At 62.3% G+C, this 16,439-nt stretch carries 16 protein-coding genes; 6 read left to right on the top strand and 10 right to left on the bottom strand.

Annotation, left to right across the window (positions count from 1 at the left end; all coding sequences use genetic code 11):
• Window positions 1-125 precede the first annotated feature (125 nt).
• The gene (locus CXQ93_RS06695; protein WP_104109628.1) at window positions 126-1,097 is read left to right on the top strand and encodes an acyl-CoA thioesterase; all 972 of its coding nucleotides are present in this window, start codon (window positions 126-128) and stop codon (window positions 1,095-1,097) included.
• A gap of 13 nt (window positions 1,098-1,110) precedes the next feature.
• Here CXQ93_RS06695 and CXQ93_RS06690 read toward each other — a convergent pair whose 3' ends face one another.
• The 5 genes from CXQ93_RS06690 to CXQ93_RS06675 form a co-directional block, all read right to left on the bottom strand.
• On the bottom strand, window positions 1,111-1,659 hold the full coding sequence (locus CXQ93_RS06690) for a YdeI family protein (protein ID WP_104109627.1): 549 nt from the start codon (window positions 1,657-1,659) through the stop codon (window positions 1,111-1,113).
• A gap of 79 nt (window positions 1,660-1,738) precedes the next feature.
• Window positions 1,739-2,773, bottom strand: a complete 1,035-nt coding sequence (locus CXQ93_RS06685) for an LLM class flavin-dependent oxidoreductase (RefSeq protein ID WP_104109626.1) — start codon at window positions 2,771-2,773, stop codon at window positions 1,739-1,741.
• Complete coding sequence (locus CXQ93_RS06680; protein ID WP_104109625.1) at window positions 2,770-3,420, bottom strand: alpha/beta hydrolase; 651 nt, start codon at window positions 3,418-3,420, stop codon at window positions 2,770-2,772. The genes CXQ93_RS06685 and CXQ93_RS06680 overlap by 4 nt, the downstream gene beginning before the upstream one ends.
• 307 nt (window positions 3,421-3,727) lie before the next feature.
• Entirely contained in the window at window positions 3,728-3,859 is a 132-nt protein-coding gene (locus CXQ93_RS21065) for a hypothetical protein (protein WP_256939682.1), read from the bottom strand.
• Between the two features lie 703 nt (window positions 3,860-4,562).
• The gene (locus CXQ93_RS06675; RefSeq protein WP_104109624.1) at window positions 4,563-4,799 is read right to left on the bottom strand and encodes a hypothetical protein; all 237 of its coding nucleotides are present in this window, start codon (window positions 4,797-4,799) and stop codon (window positions 4,563-4,565) included.
• A gap of 145 nt (window positions 4,800-4,944) precedes the next feature.
• Here CXQ93_RS06675 and CXQ93_RS06670 point away from each other — a divergent pair, with 145 nt between their 5' ends.
• The 3 genes from CXQ93_RS06670 (at window position 4,945) to CXQ93_RS06660 (ending at window position 10,020) form a co-directional block, all read left to right on the top strand.
• Complete coding sequence (locus CXQ93_RS06670; protein ID WP_104109623.1) at window positions 4,945-7,893, top strand: AAA family ATPase; 2,949 nt, start codon at window positions 4,945-4,947, stop codon at window positions 7,891-7,893.
• Between the two features lie 105 nt (window positions 7,894-7,998).
• The gene (locus tag CXQ93_RS06665; protein ID WP_104109622.1) at window positions 7,999-9,024 is read left to right on the top strand and encodes a hypothetical protein; all 1,026 of its coding nucleotides are present in this window, start codon (window positions 7,999-8,001) and stop codon (window positions 9,022-9,024) included.
• A gap of 195 nt (window positions 9,025-9,219) precedes the next feature.
• Complete coding sequence (locus CXQ93_RS06660) at window positions 9,220-10,020, top strand: isocitrate lyase/phosphoenolpyruvate mutase family protein (RefSeq protein ID WP_104109621.1); 801 nt, start codon at window positions 9,220-9,222, stop codon at window positions 10,018-10,020.
• Between the two features lie 39 nt (window positions 10,021-10,059).
• Here the strand turns inward: CXQ93_RS06660 and CXQ93_RS06655 are convergent, their stop codons facing one another.
• Both CXQ93_RS06655 and CXQ93_RS06650 read right to left on the bottom strand, forming a co-directional pair.
• Window positions 10,060-10,521, bottom strand: a complete 462-nt coding sequence (locus CXQ93_RS06655) for a DUF3817 domain-containing protein (protein ID WP_104109620.1) — start codon at window positions 10,519-10,521, stop codon at window positions 10,060-10,062.
• Window positions 10,522-10,579: 58 nt separating this feature from the next.
• Window positions 10,580-11,521 (bottom strand): oxygenase MpaB family protein, encoded by a 942-nt coding sequence (locus tag CXQ93_RS06650; RefSeq protein WP_104109619.1) that lies wholly within the window; start codon window positions 11,519-11,521, stop codon window positions 10,580-10,582.
• Window positions 11,522-11,672: 151 nt separating this feature from the next.
• Here CXQ93_RS06650 and CXQ93_RS06645 point away from each other — a divergent pair, with 151 nt between their 5' ends.
• Complete coding sequence (locus CXQ93_RS06645; protein WP_104109618.1) at window positions 11,673-12,137, top strand: SRPBCC family protein; 465 nt, start codon at window positions 11,673-11,675, stop codon at window positions 12,135-12,137.
• A gap of 96 nt (window positions 12,138-12,233) precedes the next feature.
• Here the strand turns inward: CXQ93_RS06645 and CXQ93_RS06640 are convergent, their stop codons facing one another.
• Together CXQ93_RS06640 and CXQ93_RS06635 are read right to left on the bottom strand one after the other, a co-directional pair.
• Window positions 12,234-12,734: a universal stress protein gene (locus CXQ93_RS06640; RefSeq protein ID WP_181036071.1), complete on the bottom strand. Its 501-nt coding sequence runs from the start codon at window positions 12,732-12,734 to the stop codon at window positions 12,234-12,236.
• A gap of 81 nt (window positions 12,735-12,815) precedes the next feature.
• On the bottom strand, window positions 12,816-13,751 hold the full coding sequence (locus tag CXQ93_RS06635) for a methyltransferase domain-containing protein (protein WP_104109616.1): 936 nt from the start codon (window positions 13,749-13,751) through the stop codon (window positions 12,816-12,818).
• A gap of 40 nt (window positions 13,752-13,791) precedes the next feature.
• On the opposite strand from CXQ93_RS06635, the gene CXQ93_RS06630 reads away from it, so the two are divergent.
• Window positions 13,792-14,502, top strand: a complete 711-nt coding sequence (locus CXQ93_RS06630; RefSeq protein WP_104109615.1) for a DNA alkylation repair protein — start codon at window positions 13,792-13,794, stop codon at window positions 14,500-14,502.
• Between the two features lie 13 nt (window positions 14,503-14,515).
• On the opposite strand, the gene mptB is transcribed toward CXQ93_RS06630, so the two are convergent.
• Window positions 14,516-16,123 carry a polyprenol phosphomannose-dependent alpha 1,6 mannosyltransferase MptB gene (gene mptB, locus CXQ93_RS06625; protein WP_104109614.1) on the bottom strand — a complete coding sequence of 536 codons (1,608 nt, stop codon included), beginning with the start codon at window positions 16,121-16,123 and terminating at the stop codon, window positions 14,516-14,518.
• Window positions 16,124-16,439 lie beyond the last annotated feature (316 nt).

Here is a 16,439-nt window from a genome sequence, read left to right as displayed (position 1 = left end):
TATCTCTCGGGGGCTTGTGCGAGGTCATTGAGGAGGTGGTTGGCAGCGCCTGATTATGACGGGCCGCCCCGCATATGAGTCAGCCCACCGTGGTTCCTGCCGGCCGATTCAATAGAGTCTTTGCTATGAATGAGTCTCCAGCCAATTCCGTAACCCTTCGTTTCCTTGCCGCACCGACGGACATCGGGCACAGCGGATCCGTGGATGCCGGCACAGTATTGGAATGGGTGGATAAGGCAGCCTACGCGGCCGCCGTGGGCTGGGCCAAGTCCTATTGCGTGACGGCCTATGTGGGCAATATCCACTTCGCGGACCCTGTCAACAGTGGCGATATGGTGGAGGTTGAGGCCACTGTGGTGCACACCGGGCGGTCCTCAATGCACGTAAAAACCGTGGTGTCCTCGGGCGACCCTCGAGGCGGGACACCCACGATGCGCAGCCAGTGCATTGTCATCTTCGTGGCCGTAGGCGCTGACGGAAAACCCATCCCCGTGACCCCGTATGAGCCCGCCACCACCCGCGAACTCGCTCAAGCCAATGACGCGCTGGCCCGGATAAAGGTCCGGGAAGAGATCGTGGAAGCCATGAAGGCCCAGGATTACACCGATGCCGGAACGGCAGAGCGTGTGGTGCTGCGATTCCTGGCCGCGCCCACTGATGTGAACTGGGGCGGCAAGGTTCACGGTGGGATCGTCATGAAGTGGATCGACGAGGCCGCTTACGTGTGCGCAACCCGTTACTGCGGCGCTGACACCGTAGCCGTATTTTCCGGCGGCATCCGGTTCTACCGGCCCCTGTTGATTGGCCATGTTGTGGAGGTCGAGGCCCGGCTGGTCTACACGGGAAATAAGGGCATGCACATCGCCGTCCATGTCAGTTCGGGAGATCCCAAAGACCGTGAGATGCAGCTGACCACCTACTGCCTGACAGTCATGGTCACACGGGATGAGGCCGGAAATTCGGTCCCGGTGCCGCCGTGGATTCCCGTTTCGCACGAGGACAAACGCCTGCACGCCCACGCCAAGGAGCTTCTGGAAATCCGTGGCCGGGCGCCAGGAAACAGGCTCCCGAACCACCTTTTGCCGACTGGCGCCTAACCGTGCGCAAGTGTTAACTCTGCACAAGGCGGGACATGATGCGGGCCAGGGCCGTCTCCTTGCCCTTGGGCGTGTAGGCCTTCAACAGTGGCAACATCAGCAGGTACTTTTCTGAGCGCGGCAGGTCCTCGAAGGCGGATAATGCGAGTGGGCGCAGGGCGAGAGACTCGAGTAGTTCAGCGGGAGGACGGGCGCTTCGCTGCGGGGCATAGGCTGCGCTCCATCGGCCGTCTGCCTTGGCTTGCTCCATTTCCGCCACGCCCGCCGGTTCCATGCGGCCGGCAATCAGGAGAGCCTCAACGCGCTCCACGTTGACCTGCGACCATGGGCTCCTCGCCCGCCGAGGTGAATAGCGCTGAGCAAAGGACAGCTCGTCGTAGGACTTTCGTTGGCCATCAATCCAACCAAAACAAAGTCCAACGTCTCCCGCGTCAACAATATTGATGAGCTCCAGAGCCGCATGACGCTTGGCGATGCGCAACCACGCTTCGCTGTTTTGCTCGTGCCGAGTCTTCAGCCAAGATTGCCACTCACCGCCGTCATGGAACTCAAGCACGTCCACGGTTCATCCCTTCACAGCCACTTTTACCAGCACTTTGACCAGCCTAGGCGCCCTTCTGCGTTTGTGACGGGCCAGAGCCTTAGTGTTTCAGCGCAGCTCGCACTGCGGGCAGCACCTCGGTGGCCAATAATTCGATGGAACGCAAGGTGGCAGCCTGCGGCAACCCACCCAGGCCAACTTGTGCGAGGAAGCGAGTGTGGCCCAGAACGTCGTGCTCCCACAGGATCTTGTCCACAATTTCAGCAGGACTTCCGGCAAAAAGTGCTCCGCGGGGGCCGGCCCAATGCTCAAAACTGGGACGATCCAGCCTGCCGGCCCGCGGCATGTTCTGCTCAATGTAAGAGGAGTAGTGCGGGAAGAACGTATCCTTGGCCCCTTGGGAGGTTTCCTCAACATAGAAGTGTGAGGTGACGCCAATCTGCCCGGGCTCCCGACCAGCCTCTTGCGCTGCGCGCCGATATAACTGTGCCAGCGCACCGAAACGCTCCGGGGCGCCCAAGATGGCCAGATACATCGGCAAGCCCAGCCGTCCGGCCCGTTCAACTGAGGAAGGTGTCCCGCCCACGGCAGCCCAGATGGGAAGTGCCGCTTGGGCCGGGCGTGGCCACACCCCAGCGTTAATCAGCGGAGGGCGTGTGGTGCCGTTCCACGTGATGGGGTTTTCATCGCGAATGCGCAGCAGCAGATCCAGCCGGTCCTCAAAGTACTCGTCATAACGCTCCAAGTTCTGGCCGAACAACGGGAAGGATTCCACATAGGCACCCCGGCCAGCAGTGATCTCCGCACGCCCACCGCTAACAAGATCCAGCGTTGCAAAGTCTTCAAACACGCGAACTGGGTCAGCGCTGGAGAGCACCGTAACTGTGCTAGTCAGGCGGATATTCTTGGTTTGCGCGGCAGCGGCCGCCAACACCACGGCGGGCGAGGAAACAGCAAAGTCCTCCCGGTGGTGCTCGCCTATTCCGAACACATCCAACCCTGACGCATCGGCAACCCTTGCCCACTCGAGGATGTCGCGCGTACGCGTCAGAGCATCGATGGGCTGCCCGTGCACGTCACGGGTCAGTTCACCAAAGGTGAAGATGCCGATCTCAAACGGGGAGGTCGCGCTCATGCCGAGGCCACCTCCTGGGCACCTACTTCAAGGGTGATGAAGTCACGGACATCATTAAGTTCGCTCGCATTAATCCCATGCGCCAGGCCTGGGTAAACGTGCTCTGTCAACGTGGTGTGCACCGGCAGGAACTCTCCACTGCGCGTGATGGCAATCGGGGCGATGACCCGGTCCTCGGCTCCTCGCCCCCAGAAGAGTGCCGGGCGTTGTTCAAGCAGCAGGCTATCGCCAGGTTGTGCGGCACCCAAAACAAATCCGCCCAACACCACCGGAGCAACCACGCGCTGTGGCCGGGTGCGCAACAGTTGGCTGGCCATGAGACCCCCTTGCGAGAAACCGACGGGGACAACACGAGTCGCCGGGTTCACGTTGTTATCGATCCAGGCCCAAATCGCCTCAGTGGCTTCTTCCACCGGGGCGGCGTCGGGGTTTCCGGGAGTGGTAATTGAGAACCATGCCGCTCCACCATTGCCCAGATCCAGCGGTGCACGTAGCGAAGCCCACGGCAGCTCGAGGCCTAGGGCAGGTGCCAACTGGAGCAGATCGTGCTCGTTGGATCCGTATCCGTGCAGAAACAGAACTAGCGTCTGAGGAGCATCAGTGGCGCTCCAGCCAGGTGAGCGCACATCGCGCAAGGTGGTGTTCATTCAAACTCCTTGGGTAGTGGCCAGCCGCTGCACGGGGCCTTTGTTCTAAAGATACACCCTTTACTTGTAGCTTCAAGTATCACCTAGGGAAGTTGACCCTCGGACAGCGATGAGACCCTCGGCGTTCGCGCGCAATAGTTAAACGAAACAGCCCGTGCATATCAGCACGGGCTGTTCACGGTGTCCGCCTGGGGCATGATGCTCTGCCCCCAGGTACGGGATGAGGAAATCGAAATGTGTAATGGTCATTTCGGTGCCTCCTTTCAGTGAGGCGCCGTCGCCGGCACCGCTTGAGTGGCAGCGGAGACTACCGGATATTGAAGAGGTCAACTCGAATGATCTCGCGATACTGACGCTCGCGCATCTGGTTGAACTTTTCCTGGTCTACAGGCGTGAAGAAGACTCGCTTGATGGACGATCTGCGGGGCTTGGGACTCATAATGACACCTCCTTTCGGCGCTGGATGTGAATAAGTGGACATATTGGGGCGCGGCAAATAAAGCCTTCTTCTCTTTTATTGAATAAACGAAAAATGGCGTCATAAGAGCACAAAAATGCGCGATTTGTTTTGTACGAATTGATCGGACCAGGACATTAGGGGTTCCCGCAGATGCAGCATTTGAGCCCTCACAACGCAGTTGAGGTGCAGAAATTTTACGAGCTGTAATTGCGGTGAATGACCCGGATCATCGGTCCGAAGGTGGCCGCATAAATGCAGCACTGGCCGAACAGCCTTACGGTGGCGGCCCTACGCTGTGACAGTGGTTAGATGTGCCAGCGGTTGTCGGGCGTGCCAGTAAAGGCATGATGAGATCCGATAATTCCGGACTTGATATTTGTAAACATCATGGCCTCCCTTCAGTTGCACGCGGACATCCCGGACGACTCGTCGGGGACTACTAGATAAGCTACAGCAGAATGTCTACATAAATCCAGTCCGCAGTGTAATAATTTTCATTATTTCTTTTTTATTGTCATCGCAGGCCAGAAATCCCTCCCTCAGATCGAGATCTTCTCGCATCACCATCCGCTCGGTTTTTCGAAAAACGCAGGGCACCGGCAGACCTGAGTACATCAGGTCTGCCGGTGCCCTGCGTGAGCGACCGGGCCGCGGCATCCGGTGATTCGCCAGGGGTGGCCCGCTATTGCTCCGGAACCCAAGATGCGGCAGGTACCCCTCCCCCGGTGAGGCTGTCGCAGCGGACTAGCTGCTGGTCAATCCGTTGCAGCAGACATTGCGGGGACACGTGCTGCGTGTTGTCGACCGGAGGGCCGCCTGGATCCAGTCTGGCCGAGGCCGGTGCCGCCATGGCGGTGGCCAGCAGCAGGGCTGCAACGGCTGCTCCGGTCCATCGGCGCCCCTGATGCGAAGTGTTCATGATGCTGCCTCCTTGGCGGGCTATTTCTCGTACTTCAACTGTGACTCGCGGTGTACCCGCCGGCATCCGGGCAGACCCCTGAGAAACTCCATTTCCATCCTCAGATTTTCAGGACACGACGGCGTGTGGCGTGGGAAAATGAGTCGTGGAGGGAATCACGGGAACAGAAGGGGACGGAATCGTCGGGCGGGCCGCGCAGCTGGCTGCCCTGAGGACATTTCTTGACACTGCAGCCTCCGGGTCTGCCCGAAGCCTGCTCATCTCCGGTGACGCTGGTGTGGGGAAGACCGCTTTGGTGCAGCAAGCGTGCCGCGCGGCCGGCTCGGCACCATGGATCTTCTCAGGTACGGCCCTGCCCTTGGCCTCCATGAGCGTGCCCTTCCTAGCCCTGCGCACCGCATTCCGGAACGCCCCGCACGTTGACGGTGTGGAACACCCCACGAACATCATTTCCGGCCAGGCGCACCCGGATATCCCTGTCATCATTGATGCGTGGCTGGACCAGCTGTGTCCCTTGCGTCCCGTGGTGCTCGTTATCGACGACCTCCACTGGGCAGACCTCAGCACCTTGGATGTATTGATGTACCTCATTGCCGGGCCAGCCGAGAGACGCCTAGCCCTCATTGCCACCCTGAGAAACGGCGAGCCCGGCGCGGGGAACAGGCTGCTGCGCTGGCTCGCCGACATCCGCCGCCTGCCACGTGTGGAATGGATGGCGCTGGGCCCGCTGGACCGGCTCAACACCGGGCTCCAGTTGGCGGGCCTGATGGGCGGCCCGCCACACCAAAGCCTGGTCCAGGACGTGTTCAACCACACCGGCGGAAACGCCTACCTCAACCGGCTGGTTGTTGCCGGTGTCCACACGGGCTCACGCCACCTGCCCAGCGAGCTGCCCGCAGACCTGAAGGTGGCGGTACTGCGTTCGTGGGTTGCCTTATCCCCCGGCGCCCAGACGCTGACCCAGTTCATGGCTGTGGATGGGCGCCCCATCGGGGCACATGAGCTGGAGACCCTGATGCCCGCAGTGGACCACGCCATGGACCCAACCGAACGGCGGTCCGGCGGCGCGTTGGCACTCCTGCACGAAAGCGCCGCCGCAGGCATTCTGGACTGTGGACCCGACGCCACCCTCTGGTGGTTCCACCACCCAATGATTGCCGAGGCCCTCCTACAGGAACTCGATGGTGATCAGCGCCGGAGCTGGCATGCGGTGATTGCGCAACACTACGAGGACCAGCTGTCCGGACAAAACCCTCCGGACTTCCAAGCACTGGCGGCCCTGGCCGACCATCACTATGCGGCCGGCCATGCCGCGGCCGCGTTCCATGCGGCCTTGCGGGCCTCGGCTGCTGCAGGAGAGGTTGGCGGTGCGGCCGAAATGCTGCGTTTGATCCGCCGCGCCCTCACCTTGCGCAGCAGTGTTCCCGAAGCGCAGGAGAGTTTTGCGCAGCTGTGGGCGCTGCTGCGGGCGGCGGCCGAGGAAACGGGCCAGCTGGAGGAGGAGCTTGTTGCGGTGGAGGCTCTTCTTGACCTGCCCGACGGCGGTGCCGCGACTTTGGCGAAAGCTGAACTGTGGGTGCGCCGCAGCCTTCTGCGTTTTTCAACGGGCAAGGCTTTTCTCCCCGTCGAGGATGCACGCAAGGCGGTGCTGCTGGCCGCCGTCGAGCCGGGCAGTTGGCAGCATGGGCTCGCGCTGGCCGAGCTCGCCCATGCCGGGCTGTGGCATGACGATACCGAGGCTGCGGCCTGCGCCGGGCGGGCACTCGCCGTTGCAGAGGCTGCCGGGAACCAGCGCGCCTTGAGCTACGCATTGACGGCAAACGCCATGGCCGCCGTTTTTGCTGACCGGGCCACAGCAGCCATCGGCTTCGCAACCAGGGGTGTGCACGCAGCTGTGGCGGCCCGCGATTTCTGGGCATTCGTCCATGCCACAATGTGGCGGGCCAACGCCACTGAATGCTGGTCAAGCCTGGCGTTTGCCGAGCTCATGAGCACCGGGCGCCAGCAACTTCTCGACCTGAGCGCCCCGCATACCTACGTCGCCAAACTGGCCGCGAACGAGGCGGCCAGCTATTTAGCCGTGGGCCGCTGGCGTGACTGCGCCAAAGCCCTCCGCCTTGCCTTGGGCAGGGATCCCGGGGTCATGGCCGACGTCGATACCCGCCTCGTAGCGGCAAGACTCGCGGCCTGGCAGGGCAGACAAGATGAGGCGGAGGCACACCTCGCCCGCGCGGAAGAGCTGTACGCCACCAATGTGGCCTTCCTGAACCTGAGTTTTGACGCCGTCCGTGCTGAGGTGCTCCTTGCCGCGGGGAAACTGGAAGCCGCCTATGACGCAGCCATGTATGGGGCGTGCACTGCCGGAGCGCCGCCAACCATGTGCGAGTGGTTGATCCCGCTGGCCGCCCGGGCTCTCGCCGACAGGATCCGGCAGGCTCAGGACGGCGCACATCCAACCGCGGAGCTGTTGGCCCTGCTCAATGACCTGGAGGCGCGGTTCCCACAGGTCGTTTCCGACGAGGGCTACAATTCTGCCCTGTCCCGGCAGCAGTTGGCTGCCTTCAACCACTGGTACGCAGCGGAACTTGGACGTGCCAGGGCTGGCAGCGAGAACGCAGCCCAGTGGACGGCCGCAGCCGACGCCTTCCACGACGTGCAGTTCCTCTGGGAGGAAACTTATTGTTGTTGGCAGGGCGCTGAATCCATTCTGCTGCGTGGCCACACCCAGCGCGCAACTGCCACCCTGTGGCTGCGTCGGGGGCTTGATCTGGCCGAAGAACTGGCAGCCTCTCCGCTCCGGGGCCGGCTCGAGGAACTAGCCGTCAGGGCCCGCATCGACACACGTCATCCGGATGTTGCCGTGCGCTCCCACTACGAAGTGCTCCCCGGTTTGACGCCGCGGGAGCGGGAGATACTTGACCACGTGGTAGCCGGGCGCACCTATGGTGAGATTGCCCGGTCTCTCGTTGTCAGCGAGAAGACCGTCAGCTCGCATATCTCAAACATGCTGCGCAAAACCGGGGCCGCCAACCGCTTGGACCTGTCCCGCCTAGCCACCCGCCCGTTAGAGGTGACGCCGCGGCCCTCCAGCTGACACGGTTCCGTGACGCCTGTGCCGCCAACCGCCACAACCGCCCCAACTCGTTACCAGTGACGCGATGCGGGCGGCAGGGCGCAATGGCGGGATAGGCTTTCCTGCATGGATACCTCCCGCACAGCACGACTGCATCTAGAACTAGACCTTGAATTCACCAACGCCGGCGCGGTACAGGCCCACGCCCGCTCGTGGGCGCAAGAGAACGCCGGAGCGGACCCGGAAACCTTGGCAGGAATGCTGGAGCAGGCCAGCGAAGGAGCCGACGCTGCGCTAATGATGCTGGTAGAACCGTCCGAGGTAGTGGGCGCCATTCCGGGTGTTCTGGCAGTAGGTGCAACCATGTGGCTGGAGGGACCGGATGGCGAACCCGACGGCGACTTTGTTGGGGAGAGCGAGGCCTTTGGCGACGTCGCTGGGAAGGGCGGAGTCTTCGACGATGCCGACACCGTCACCGACACCGCCGAGCATGAGGATTCCGGTGATGAGATCGAAGAGAGCGAAGAGGACTGGCTCAACACGATCCTTGCGGCGGCAGCCAAGTTGCCCGGCCTGGACCTTGAACGCCTGGGTTGCGACCCAGAGGAAACCGTTCCCGCACTGACGGCCAGCCGACTGCGGGAGGCCACCGTTCTCCGCGGCGCCATCCACTGGGCTTACGAGACGTTCATCGATGAACTCCTGGACGATGTTTCAATTCTTCGGCAAAACCCGGAAGACGCCGCTGAGACCACCCAGATCTCGGCCCTGCCCCCGCTGCAGGGTGCCAGCTACGGCCCGCTGTTTGCCCAGCGCTTCCTAGCTGTGGCCTTTGATCTCGGCACCGCGCTGGCAACAGCATTCGAAGCACCCGCCTGCGTAGCCCAGGAATTGGCGTTGAAGCTGGTCCTTGACCAGGTGGAAGTGCTGGCGGACTTGTTGCCCAACTTAGGTCTCGCCGAGGACTGGCGCTCCACGGCCGAGGACATGTTGTTCGAGGATCTTGACCACGAGCTGCTGTATGTCCCGGAGCTGGACGGCATCGGCAACGACCCGGCCGTGGCATCCATGGGCATGGCGAACTTGGACGTTTCCGCCTGGTTCACTCCGTTCGAGGGCAGAACCGTCAACCCCTACGCCGCCAACGAATAGGGTGCTGCCGGACTCCGGCTGTGCAGTGATGTAACGATGTAACGGATTTAACGCTCGACGGCGGATGGCCGGGCTGGCCACGATGGCACCAGCCGAAGCCTGCCGCCAGCAACCCTGCGCTTGTAGACTCGTGGACAGTCCACAATGCCTTGCGCACAGACGGGTGACCAGTCGGGTGCGCAGTTGGGAATGACCATGGCGACGTTTCTAGAACTCCACCAGGGCGACACACCGCTCCTGCTGCCCAACGCCTGGGATGTGGGCTCAGCGCTGGCCTTCGCGGCTTCCGGATATCCCGCTGTGGGCACCACCAGCTTCGGCATTGCCGCCAGCGCTGGAATGCCCGACGGCGGCCGCTCCAGTAAGCTGGCCAGCGCTAAACTCGCCGCGGAACTGCAGAATTTGCCTGCCCATGTCACCGTCGACTCAGAGGACGGCTACTCCGAGGATGCCGGCGAAGTGGCTGACTTAGTGGCTGAGCTGGCAGCGCTGGGCGTGGCCGGGATCAATCTGGAGGACAGCACGGAGGGGCTACTGGTGGATCCGGCCACCTTTGCCGGCAAAATTGCCGCGGTCAAGGAACGCAGCCCGAGTGTTTTCATCAATGCACGCGTGGACAATTTCTGGTTCTCCGAGCAGGCCACTGTCAAGGACGTCCTGGCCCGCGCCCGGTGCTACGCAGATGCCGGGGCCGACGGAATTTTTGTTCCCGGGCTCAGCTCCCCGGCAGACATCCGGGCCATCACAGCCGGGATCAGCCTGCCTGTCAACGTCCTGGCGCATCCCACACTGACGCTTGCCGAGCTCGGGGACTTGGGCGTACGGCGGGTCAGTTCCGGTTCACTGCCGTACCGCCGCGCCGTGGATTCCGCCGTCGAAGCTGTCAATGCCTTGCGCGACGGCCACCAACCGCCGGCGGCCACCTCTTACTGGACGATGCAGGCGCAGCTGCTGGCGTTCCGTGGCTCGGACGGCCCGGGAGCCGGGGAACATTAGGCCGGGCCCGTCATAGACGGCCCGGCCCAAACGAAGAGGTTACGCGCCGCCGCCGGGCGGGCCAACAAACAACATGGTGGCCATGACCCCGCCAACAAAAACCACGAACACCACACTCAACAGCACGGGCCGGTTGAGCATCCAGCGCAGCACCACGTTGACCCAGTGAGAATCGCGCGGGTGGTCGGTGGCGGTGGTGCGCCATCCGCCGTCGAGCATGTTTTTCTTCTCCAGCCACTTATCAAAAGGGATGGTCAGGTACGGCACGAACGCCGTGGCCGCCGCGCCAACAATGAGCCGCTTGGGCCAGCGCTGATTCAGCCCCACCAGAACCGCTGTGGTCACGTACGCGATGAACACCAGACCGTGCGCAAAACCGCCAATGCTGACAGGCCAGTCCCCCACCTTCAGGACATACTTCATGATCATTGCCGCGATCAGCAGCGTCCACGTGATGGCTTCTGCAATGGCAATGGTGCGGTAAAAAATGCGGGGCGTCATGGGCTGACTTCAGTCCTTGGCTCGTTGGGAAGCGGACGGCAAATGTGCCACCGACAGCTTACCGGCGCTTGCTGGGAGCCGCCTCCACCCCGAGCCTGGTTCGGCGGGCACGTGCGGCGGCTTCGCTGGGCCCCATGGCCCCCAAACTCCACTGCACGACGGCGAGCACGGCTTTCGTAGGCACCGTCACCGGCAACGGCACCGGGCCAATCCTAGGAGTCTTCAGCCGCAACAGCCTCCGGTATTCCGCTGGGAGGCTGGCCACCGCCGCGGCAAAGAGTACCCGGTAGCCAGCCTGCTGCGAGCGCGGCAGCGGCGGATTCTTGATGAAGGCGACAGTCTCGGCAACACGTTCGTCGTAGCGCAGCTCGGGTGTGTAGGCAGCCAGTTGGGCCTTCAGTTCAGCCACCGTGGCGGGCGGGTTGTCCACGCGCATGAGTGCCCCGGCCACGGCCCAGTCCGCCACATAGGCGTCGGGCCCTCCCGGGATCGCAGTGCCGTTGCCGTGCTGGGCCCCGTAGGCCAAATGGGTGCCAAGGAACGCTTGGGTGAAGGCGAGGTGAATCCAGTGCAGCAAGTCCGGATCGTTGGCGGTGTAAGGGCGTTCCTCTCCCGTGTTGGTGGTGTAGCGTCCGCGGATGTAGTTGTGGATGTGCAGCACCTTCTCCGAGGCTGCCCGGGCCGTCGCGGTATCCCCGTAACTGACGGTGAAGATCCACCGGATTGTCCCGGCCAGCCTGCCCAGCGGGTCTGTGCGGTAACTGGAATGGTCTTGCACACCGGCCAGCGCACCCGGGTGCAGGGCTTGAATGAGCAGGGCCTGGATGCCTGCCACGAGGGTCGTCATTGAGCCGTGCACCGCCCAAGCCGCCGATTCGGGCCCAAAGTAGCCTCCGTCGTCGCCCTTTTCCAGGTCCCGCTCCCACTGCGGGACGGTGGGTGAATTGTTGCTGAAGGTGCCGCGCAGCTCCCTGCGCCAGCGTGCCACAATATTTTCCATTCCCTCAGTCTGACCTATACAGCCAGACTGTGCCTGTCCGGGCAGCCGAGCGTGCGAGCCGGCTCAAGTTTTTGCCGGCTCTTTGTCGGCGCCGGAAGAAATTGTCCGGCTTCTTGAAGACTTGGTGGGTGCGCAGGCATAGGCTGTCCCCATGTCCACTTTTAGTGTTTCCCGCAGCGCTTTCATCCCCGCCCCGGCAGAAGAAATCTACCCACACGTCATTGGATTCAGAGGGTGGCTGAATTGGTCACCATGGGAGGGAATCGACCCGTCCATGCAGCGCTCGTATTCCGGTCCGGTGGATGGCGTGGGAGCCAAATACGCGTGGAAGGGCAACGGCAAGGCAGGCGCCGGCACCATGGAAATCGTTGAAGCCGTGGAGCCCTCGCGGATTGCCATTCGGCTGGAATTTACCAAGCCCATGAAGGCAGTCAACCCCACAACGTTCACCTTTGCCCCGGACGGCCACGGAACCACCGTCACCTGGACCATGACGGGTGAAAACAAAGGAATTGGCCGGGTATTTGCCTTGTTCATGAACATGGACAAGCTGGTGGGCGGTGACTTTGAAAAGGGTCTGGCTCAGCTAGCCGCCGTAGTGGCTGCCCAGCGCTGACTATTCCGCAGAGCTGACCGTCCCGCAGGGCGATGCGCCCGGCAACATGGCCGGTGAAGGTGTGGCCCGTACAGGTGGCACTATGCTCAGCGATGATCAGCCGTGCAACGGCCGGTGCGCATCGGCGCGGGGAATGGCCAGCACGGGGACCCGCTGGGTTGCCAGCAGCTTGCGCACCACCGAACCGGTCAAAGCCTCATTGACCCCCGCCAAGAGGCCGGGGCGGCGGGCACCCACCACAATGACGGCCGAATTCACGGCCTCCGCCAACCGCCCCAGCGCCATGGCTGGATCCCCGCCCAGGATACGAAAGCTCCCCTGAAGCCGATTTTGTGCCAAAGCGCTCTCGAGCAGCGGCCCCAGTTCCAGGACGTCGAGAGCCGCGTCATCCTCCGGATCGAGAGCCCGTTCCATGGATTGGCCTAGAACACTGCCGCTGGGGTCCCACTCAATGAGGTAGCTGCCTGGATCAACATAGGCCCCCACAAGTTCTGATCCTGTGGCTACGGCCAAAGCCACAGCGGATTCCAAGACTGCCGGGTCTTGTCCCGGCACCAGGCCTACCACTACTGAGCCTTGTCCGAAGAGTGCTTTCATGGCATCCCCCTTGCTGATCAGGGCCCGTCCGGTGTGCCGGGGTAGTCCCATCTTCCCGCATCGGCAGGCAATGCGGAAGACTCACCGCTGACCCGGCAAAAAGGCCGTCAGCAGGCGTCCCGTGACAACCGTCGCGTCAGATTCCTCCCGACGATGCCAGGACACCTCGAAGCCATGGATGGACAGGATGCGCTGACTTTCCTGCGCCTGCCGCGCGCTGCTTTCCAGTAATAAGGTGCCGCCCGTGCGAAGCCAGCGCGGCGCTTCGGCAGCAATCCTCCGTTGCATTTCTAAGCCGTCGGCGCCTCCGTTGAGGGCTGCGTCGGGTTCGTAGATGCGAGCCTCTGCCGGCAGCAACGCGATGGCCCCTGAGGGAACATAGGGCGCATTGGCCACGATCAGATCGATCCTGCCACGCAGTGATTCCGGGAGGGCTGCGAACAGGTCCCCGCAATAGGCCTCACCGTGAACCACGGCCAGGTTCCCTGCGGCACAGGCTACGGCTGCTGGGTCGATGTCGCTCCCATACAGCTCGCACCCAGCCCAGGCCGCACTCTCAGCATGCTCAGCACTCCCGGCACGCCCTTGGTGTTCCAGTGCGTGAACCAGTGCGGCCCCCACTGCCCCGCTGCCGCAACACAGGTCAAGGACAACCGGCCGGCGGGAGCTATGCCTCTGCGATGGGGAGTTGGCGGCGGGTGACTGCCGAGGAACGTTGCTGCCTGGAATCTTCCTGGCGGACAATTCGGCGAGCGCCCGCTCCACGAGAAACTCGCTACGTCGTCTAGGGACAAAGACGCCCGGCGCGACATGCATGCGCATTCCGCAGAATTGGGCCCATCCCACAATGTGTTCCAATGGCTGGCCTTGGACTCGACGTGCCAGCATATCCGCTAGGTCAGCGCCAGACCCTGCCGCCTCCAACAGGATGGCAGCTTCCTCCTCGGCAAAGACACAACCGGCATGGCGCAGCGCGGCAACAAGCATTTCTTGGGGCGTCGTTGCGCGATCCTGCATCACAACCACATGGTAGTCCCACCGCCGCTAGGCTGGAGGAATGAGCGCAGCAGTTTTATCCCCAGAACAGGGCACCTCGAACACAGCTTTCCTGCAGGCTCTGGGCCTGAGGTTGGCCGCGGTGTCCATCCCTGACAAGGCTGCAGGGATGGCCCGCTATATGAAATCCACGATGCCGTACATGGGGGTGCCCTCCCCCGCCGTTCGCAAAACGGTGCGGGCGCTCGCGAAGGAATACCCCTTCACCAGCACGAGCGAGCTACTTGCCACTGTCAGCCAACTTTGGGCTGAGGCCAGCTACCGTGAGGAACGCTATGCCGCCATCATGCTCACCGATTCCAAGCTAGGCCGCGGCGAGCCAACGCTCCTGCCGTTTTACGCCGTCGTGATTGAAACAGGTCAATGGTGGGATTATGTGGATTCTGTGGCGCCACGGCTGTGCGAACTCCTGCAACAGGACCGCTCAACGATGGAACCGCTGCTACGTGACTGGAGTAGGCATCCCAATTTTTGGTTCCGCCGGGCGGCCATCATTGCCCAGCTGGCAGCAAAGTCAGCCACAGACACCCAGCTGCTGCATGAGGTGATTAGCCCCAACTTGGGGGACCGAGAATTCTTCATCCGTAAAGCCATTGGCTGGGCACTGCGTCAGCATGCCAGAACCGATCCTGATTGGGTGCTTCACTACGTTGCCGCCCATGAAAGCCAACTCAGCCCGCTCTCACGCCGCGAGGCCCTCAAGCACTTCTAGCTCAGCTGGCGGATCAGCTGGCGGCGTCACGAGCGGCAGCGATTTCCCATTTTTGCACAAACAGTCCGCGTGTTTTCTTATCCCCAAACATAACGAACAAAACACTCGCCAAGCCCACCACAATGGCCACGGCCCGCACCAACACCACGGGAATCCACGGGAAGACGCTCAACTGGTCAGTCAAGGCGATCAAGGTGAAGAAGGCACTCAGATACAGCACTGTGCGCATCTGCCAGCCCTCCTTGATCCCCGTCATGGCAAAGAAAGCCAACAGCCACAGCATGTACCAGGGCTGAATCATGGAGGCCATCAGCACCACGGCAGCAAAAGCCCACGCCATGCGGCGCATGACGGCCTGGCTGTAAAGCTGCGCTTCGTCGAGGACGGGAGTGCCGCCGTCGGACTCTTCAGAGAAGGGGACGGCTGGGGCCTTGACCGGCAGGAACGCCAAGGCCATGACGATCAGGATCGAGGCCAGCTGGCCAATGGTTTTGATGACGTCTGTGACAGTGCCACCGGGCCCGCCGACCAGTGAAATGACAAAGCCCACCGTGTTGGAGAGCAGGCCCACGGGGGCGTACCAAATCCAAACGGTGCCGGGTGTTTGCAGTGCTGCCAGCCACCCGAAGCCGAGCCCATTGATGGCGCCCATAGCCGCCATGATGGCCGTAGAGATACCCAGTGTGGCTGCCCAGAAGCTGAATTTGCGCACCCATCCTGCCCGCGAACCTGCCCAGAGCAGGCCAACGAACGGCAGGGCAATCAAGGTGATCGGTTTGATGGCGATGGAGGCTGTGACCAACACGATCCCTAGCAGCGGGCGCTTAGCGGAGGCGAAGTAGAGGCCGGCCACCACCAGTCCGAGCATGAGTGAATCGTTGTGCACGCTGCCAATGAAATTGATCAGTACTACAGGGTTCAGAACTACCAGCCAGAGGGCGCGGTGGGGGTTGAAGCCGTGGCGGGCGGCCAGTTTGGGGACATAGATGGCCAGCAGGATCACACCCACCAGGCAGGCGATCCGGAAGGGAATCAACGCGATTTCGGGGCTGTTGGCCGGTAATAGGACGGCAAATTGTTCCAGCCAGAGCCAGAGCGGGCCGTACGGCGTGGGCGCCTCGGTCCACAAGGTGTCCGGGCCCAGCAAAAAGTAGTTGTTGAGAGCTGAAATGCCGTCAGTATAGGGATTCAATCCCTGTTGCATGAGCCGACCTTGGCCAATGTATGCGTAGGAATCGCGGCTAAACAACGGCAAGGCCAACATCATGGGGGCAACCCAGAGAATCAAGGCCTTTTTCAGGACAGGTGCGCTTTTCTCATCCCAGCCGGCCAGATGTTGGCGCAGCCGCAGCCAGGCACGCAACATCAAGGCTGCGCCCAGGCACAGCAACACAGTTGTGGTGATAACTGCCACTGGCGTGGTCCTGGCCAGAATGAACAGCGGATTCCGGATCAGCACCGAACTACTGGCCAGCCAGCCCACGCCCAGGGAGCCAAGTAGCAGCATCATGGAGCCGGCAAAACCCTGCCAGACGGCGGAATTAGCAGTCCCGGCACGGAACAGCAGCTTGCTTGACACCTTGGCGTTCACCTCCGGCTGGGCATTGCGAGTGCTGGTCAACAACTAACTCCTGAATGTGTTCCACCCGTTGAGGCGGCAAAGACTGGCCTGCGCTTGCGCGGCTCTTGACCGGGTAGCAAAGGGCCGCTGCGCTAATATGAAAACAGCCGCGGACTTCCGTTCTTGGCATTCTACCCACTCCAGCAGGGTAGGTCGTTGGCAAGACGCCACGCTACTGAGCGTCAGCACCACCTTGGCACCACTTACGGTCCAAGCCCAGACCGCCCCACTCATGAGAAGGACCGGACCATCTCCACGGACAAACTCTTTGCCGCCCTCACCCGCTCCCGGGATGCGCTGCTTCCCGCACGGACCC

It is taken from the genome of Arthrobacter sp. N199823 (assembly GCF_002929705.1).
Taxonomy (GTDB): Bacteria; Actinomycetota; Actinomycetes; order Actinomycetales; family Micrococcaceae; genus Specibacter.
This window is presented reverse-complemented; position numbering and strand designations above follow the sequence as displayed.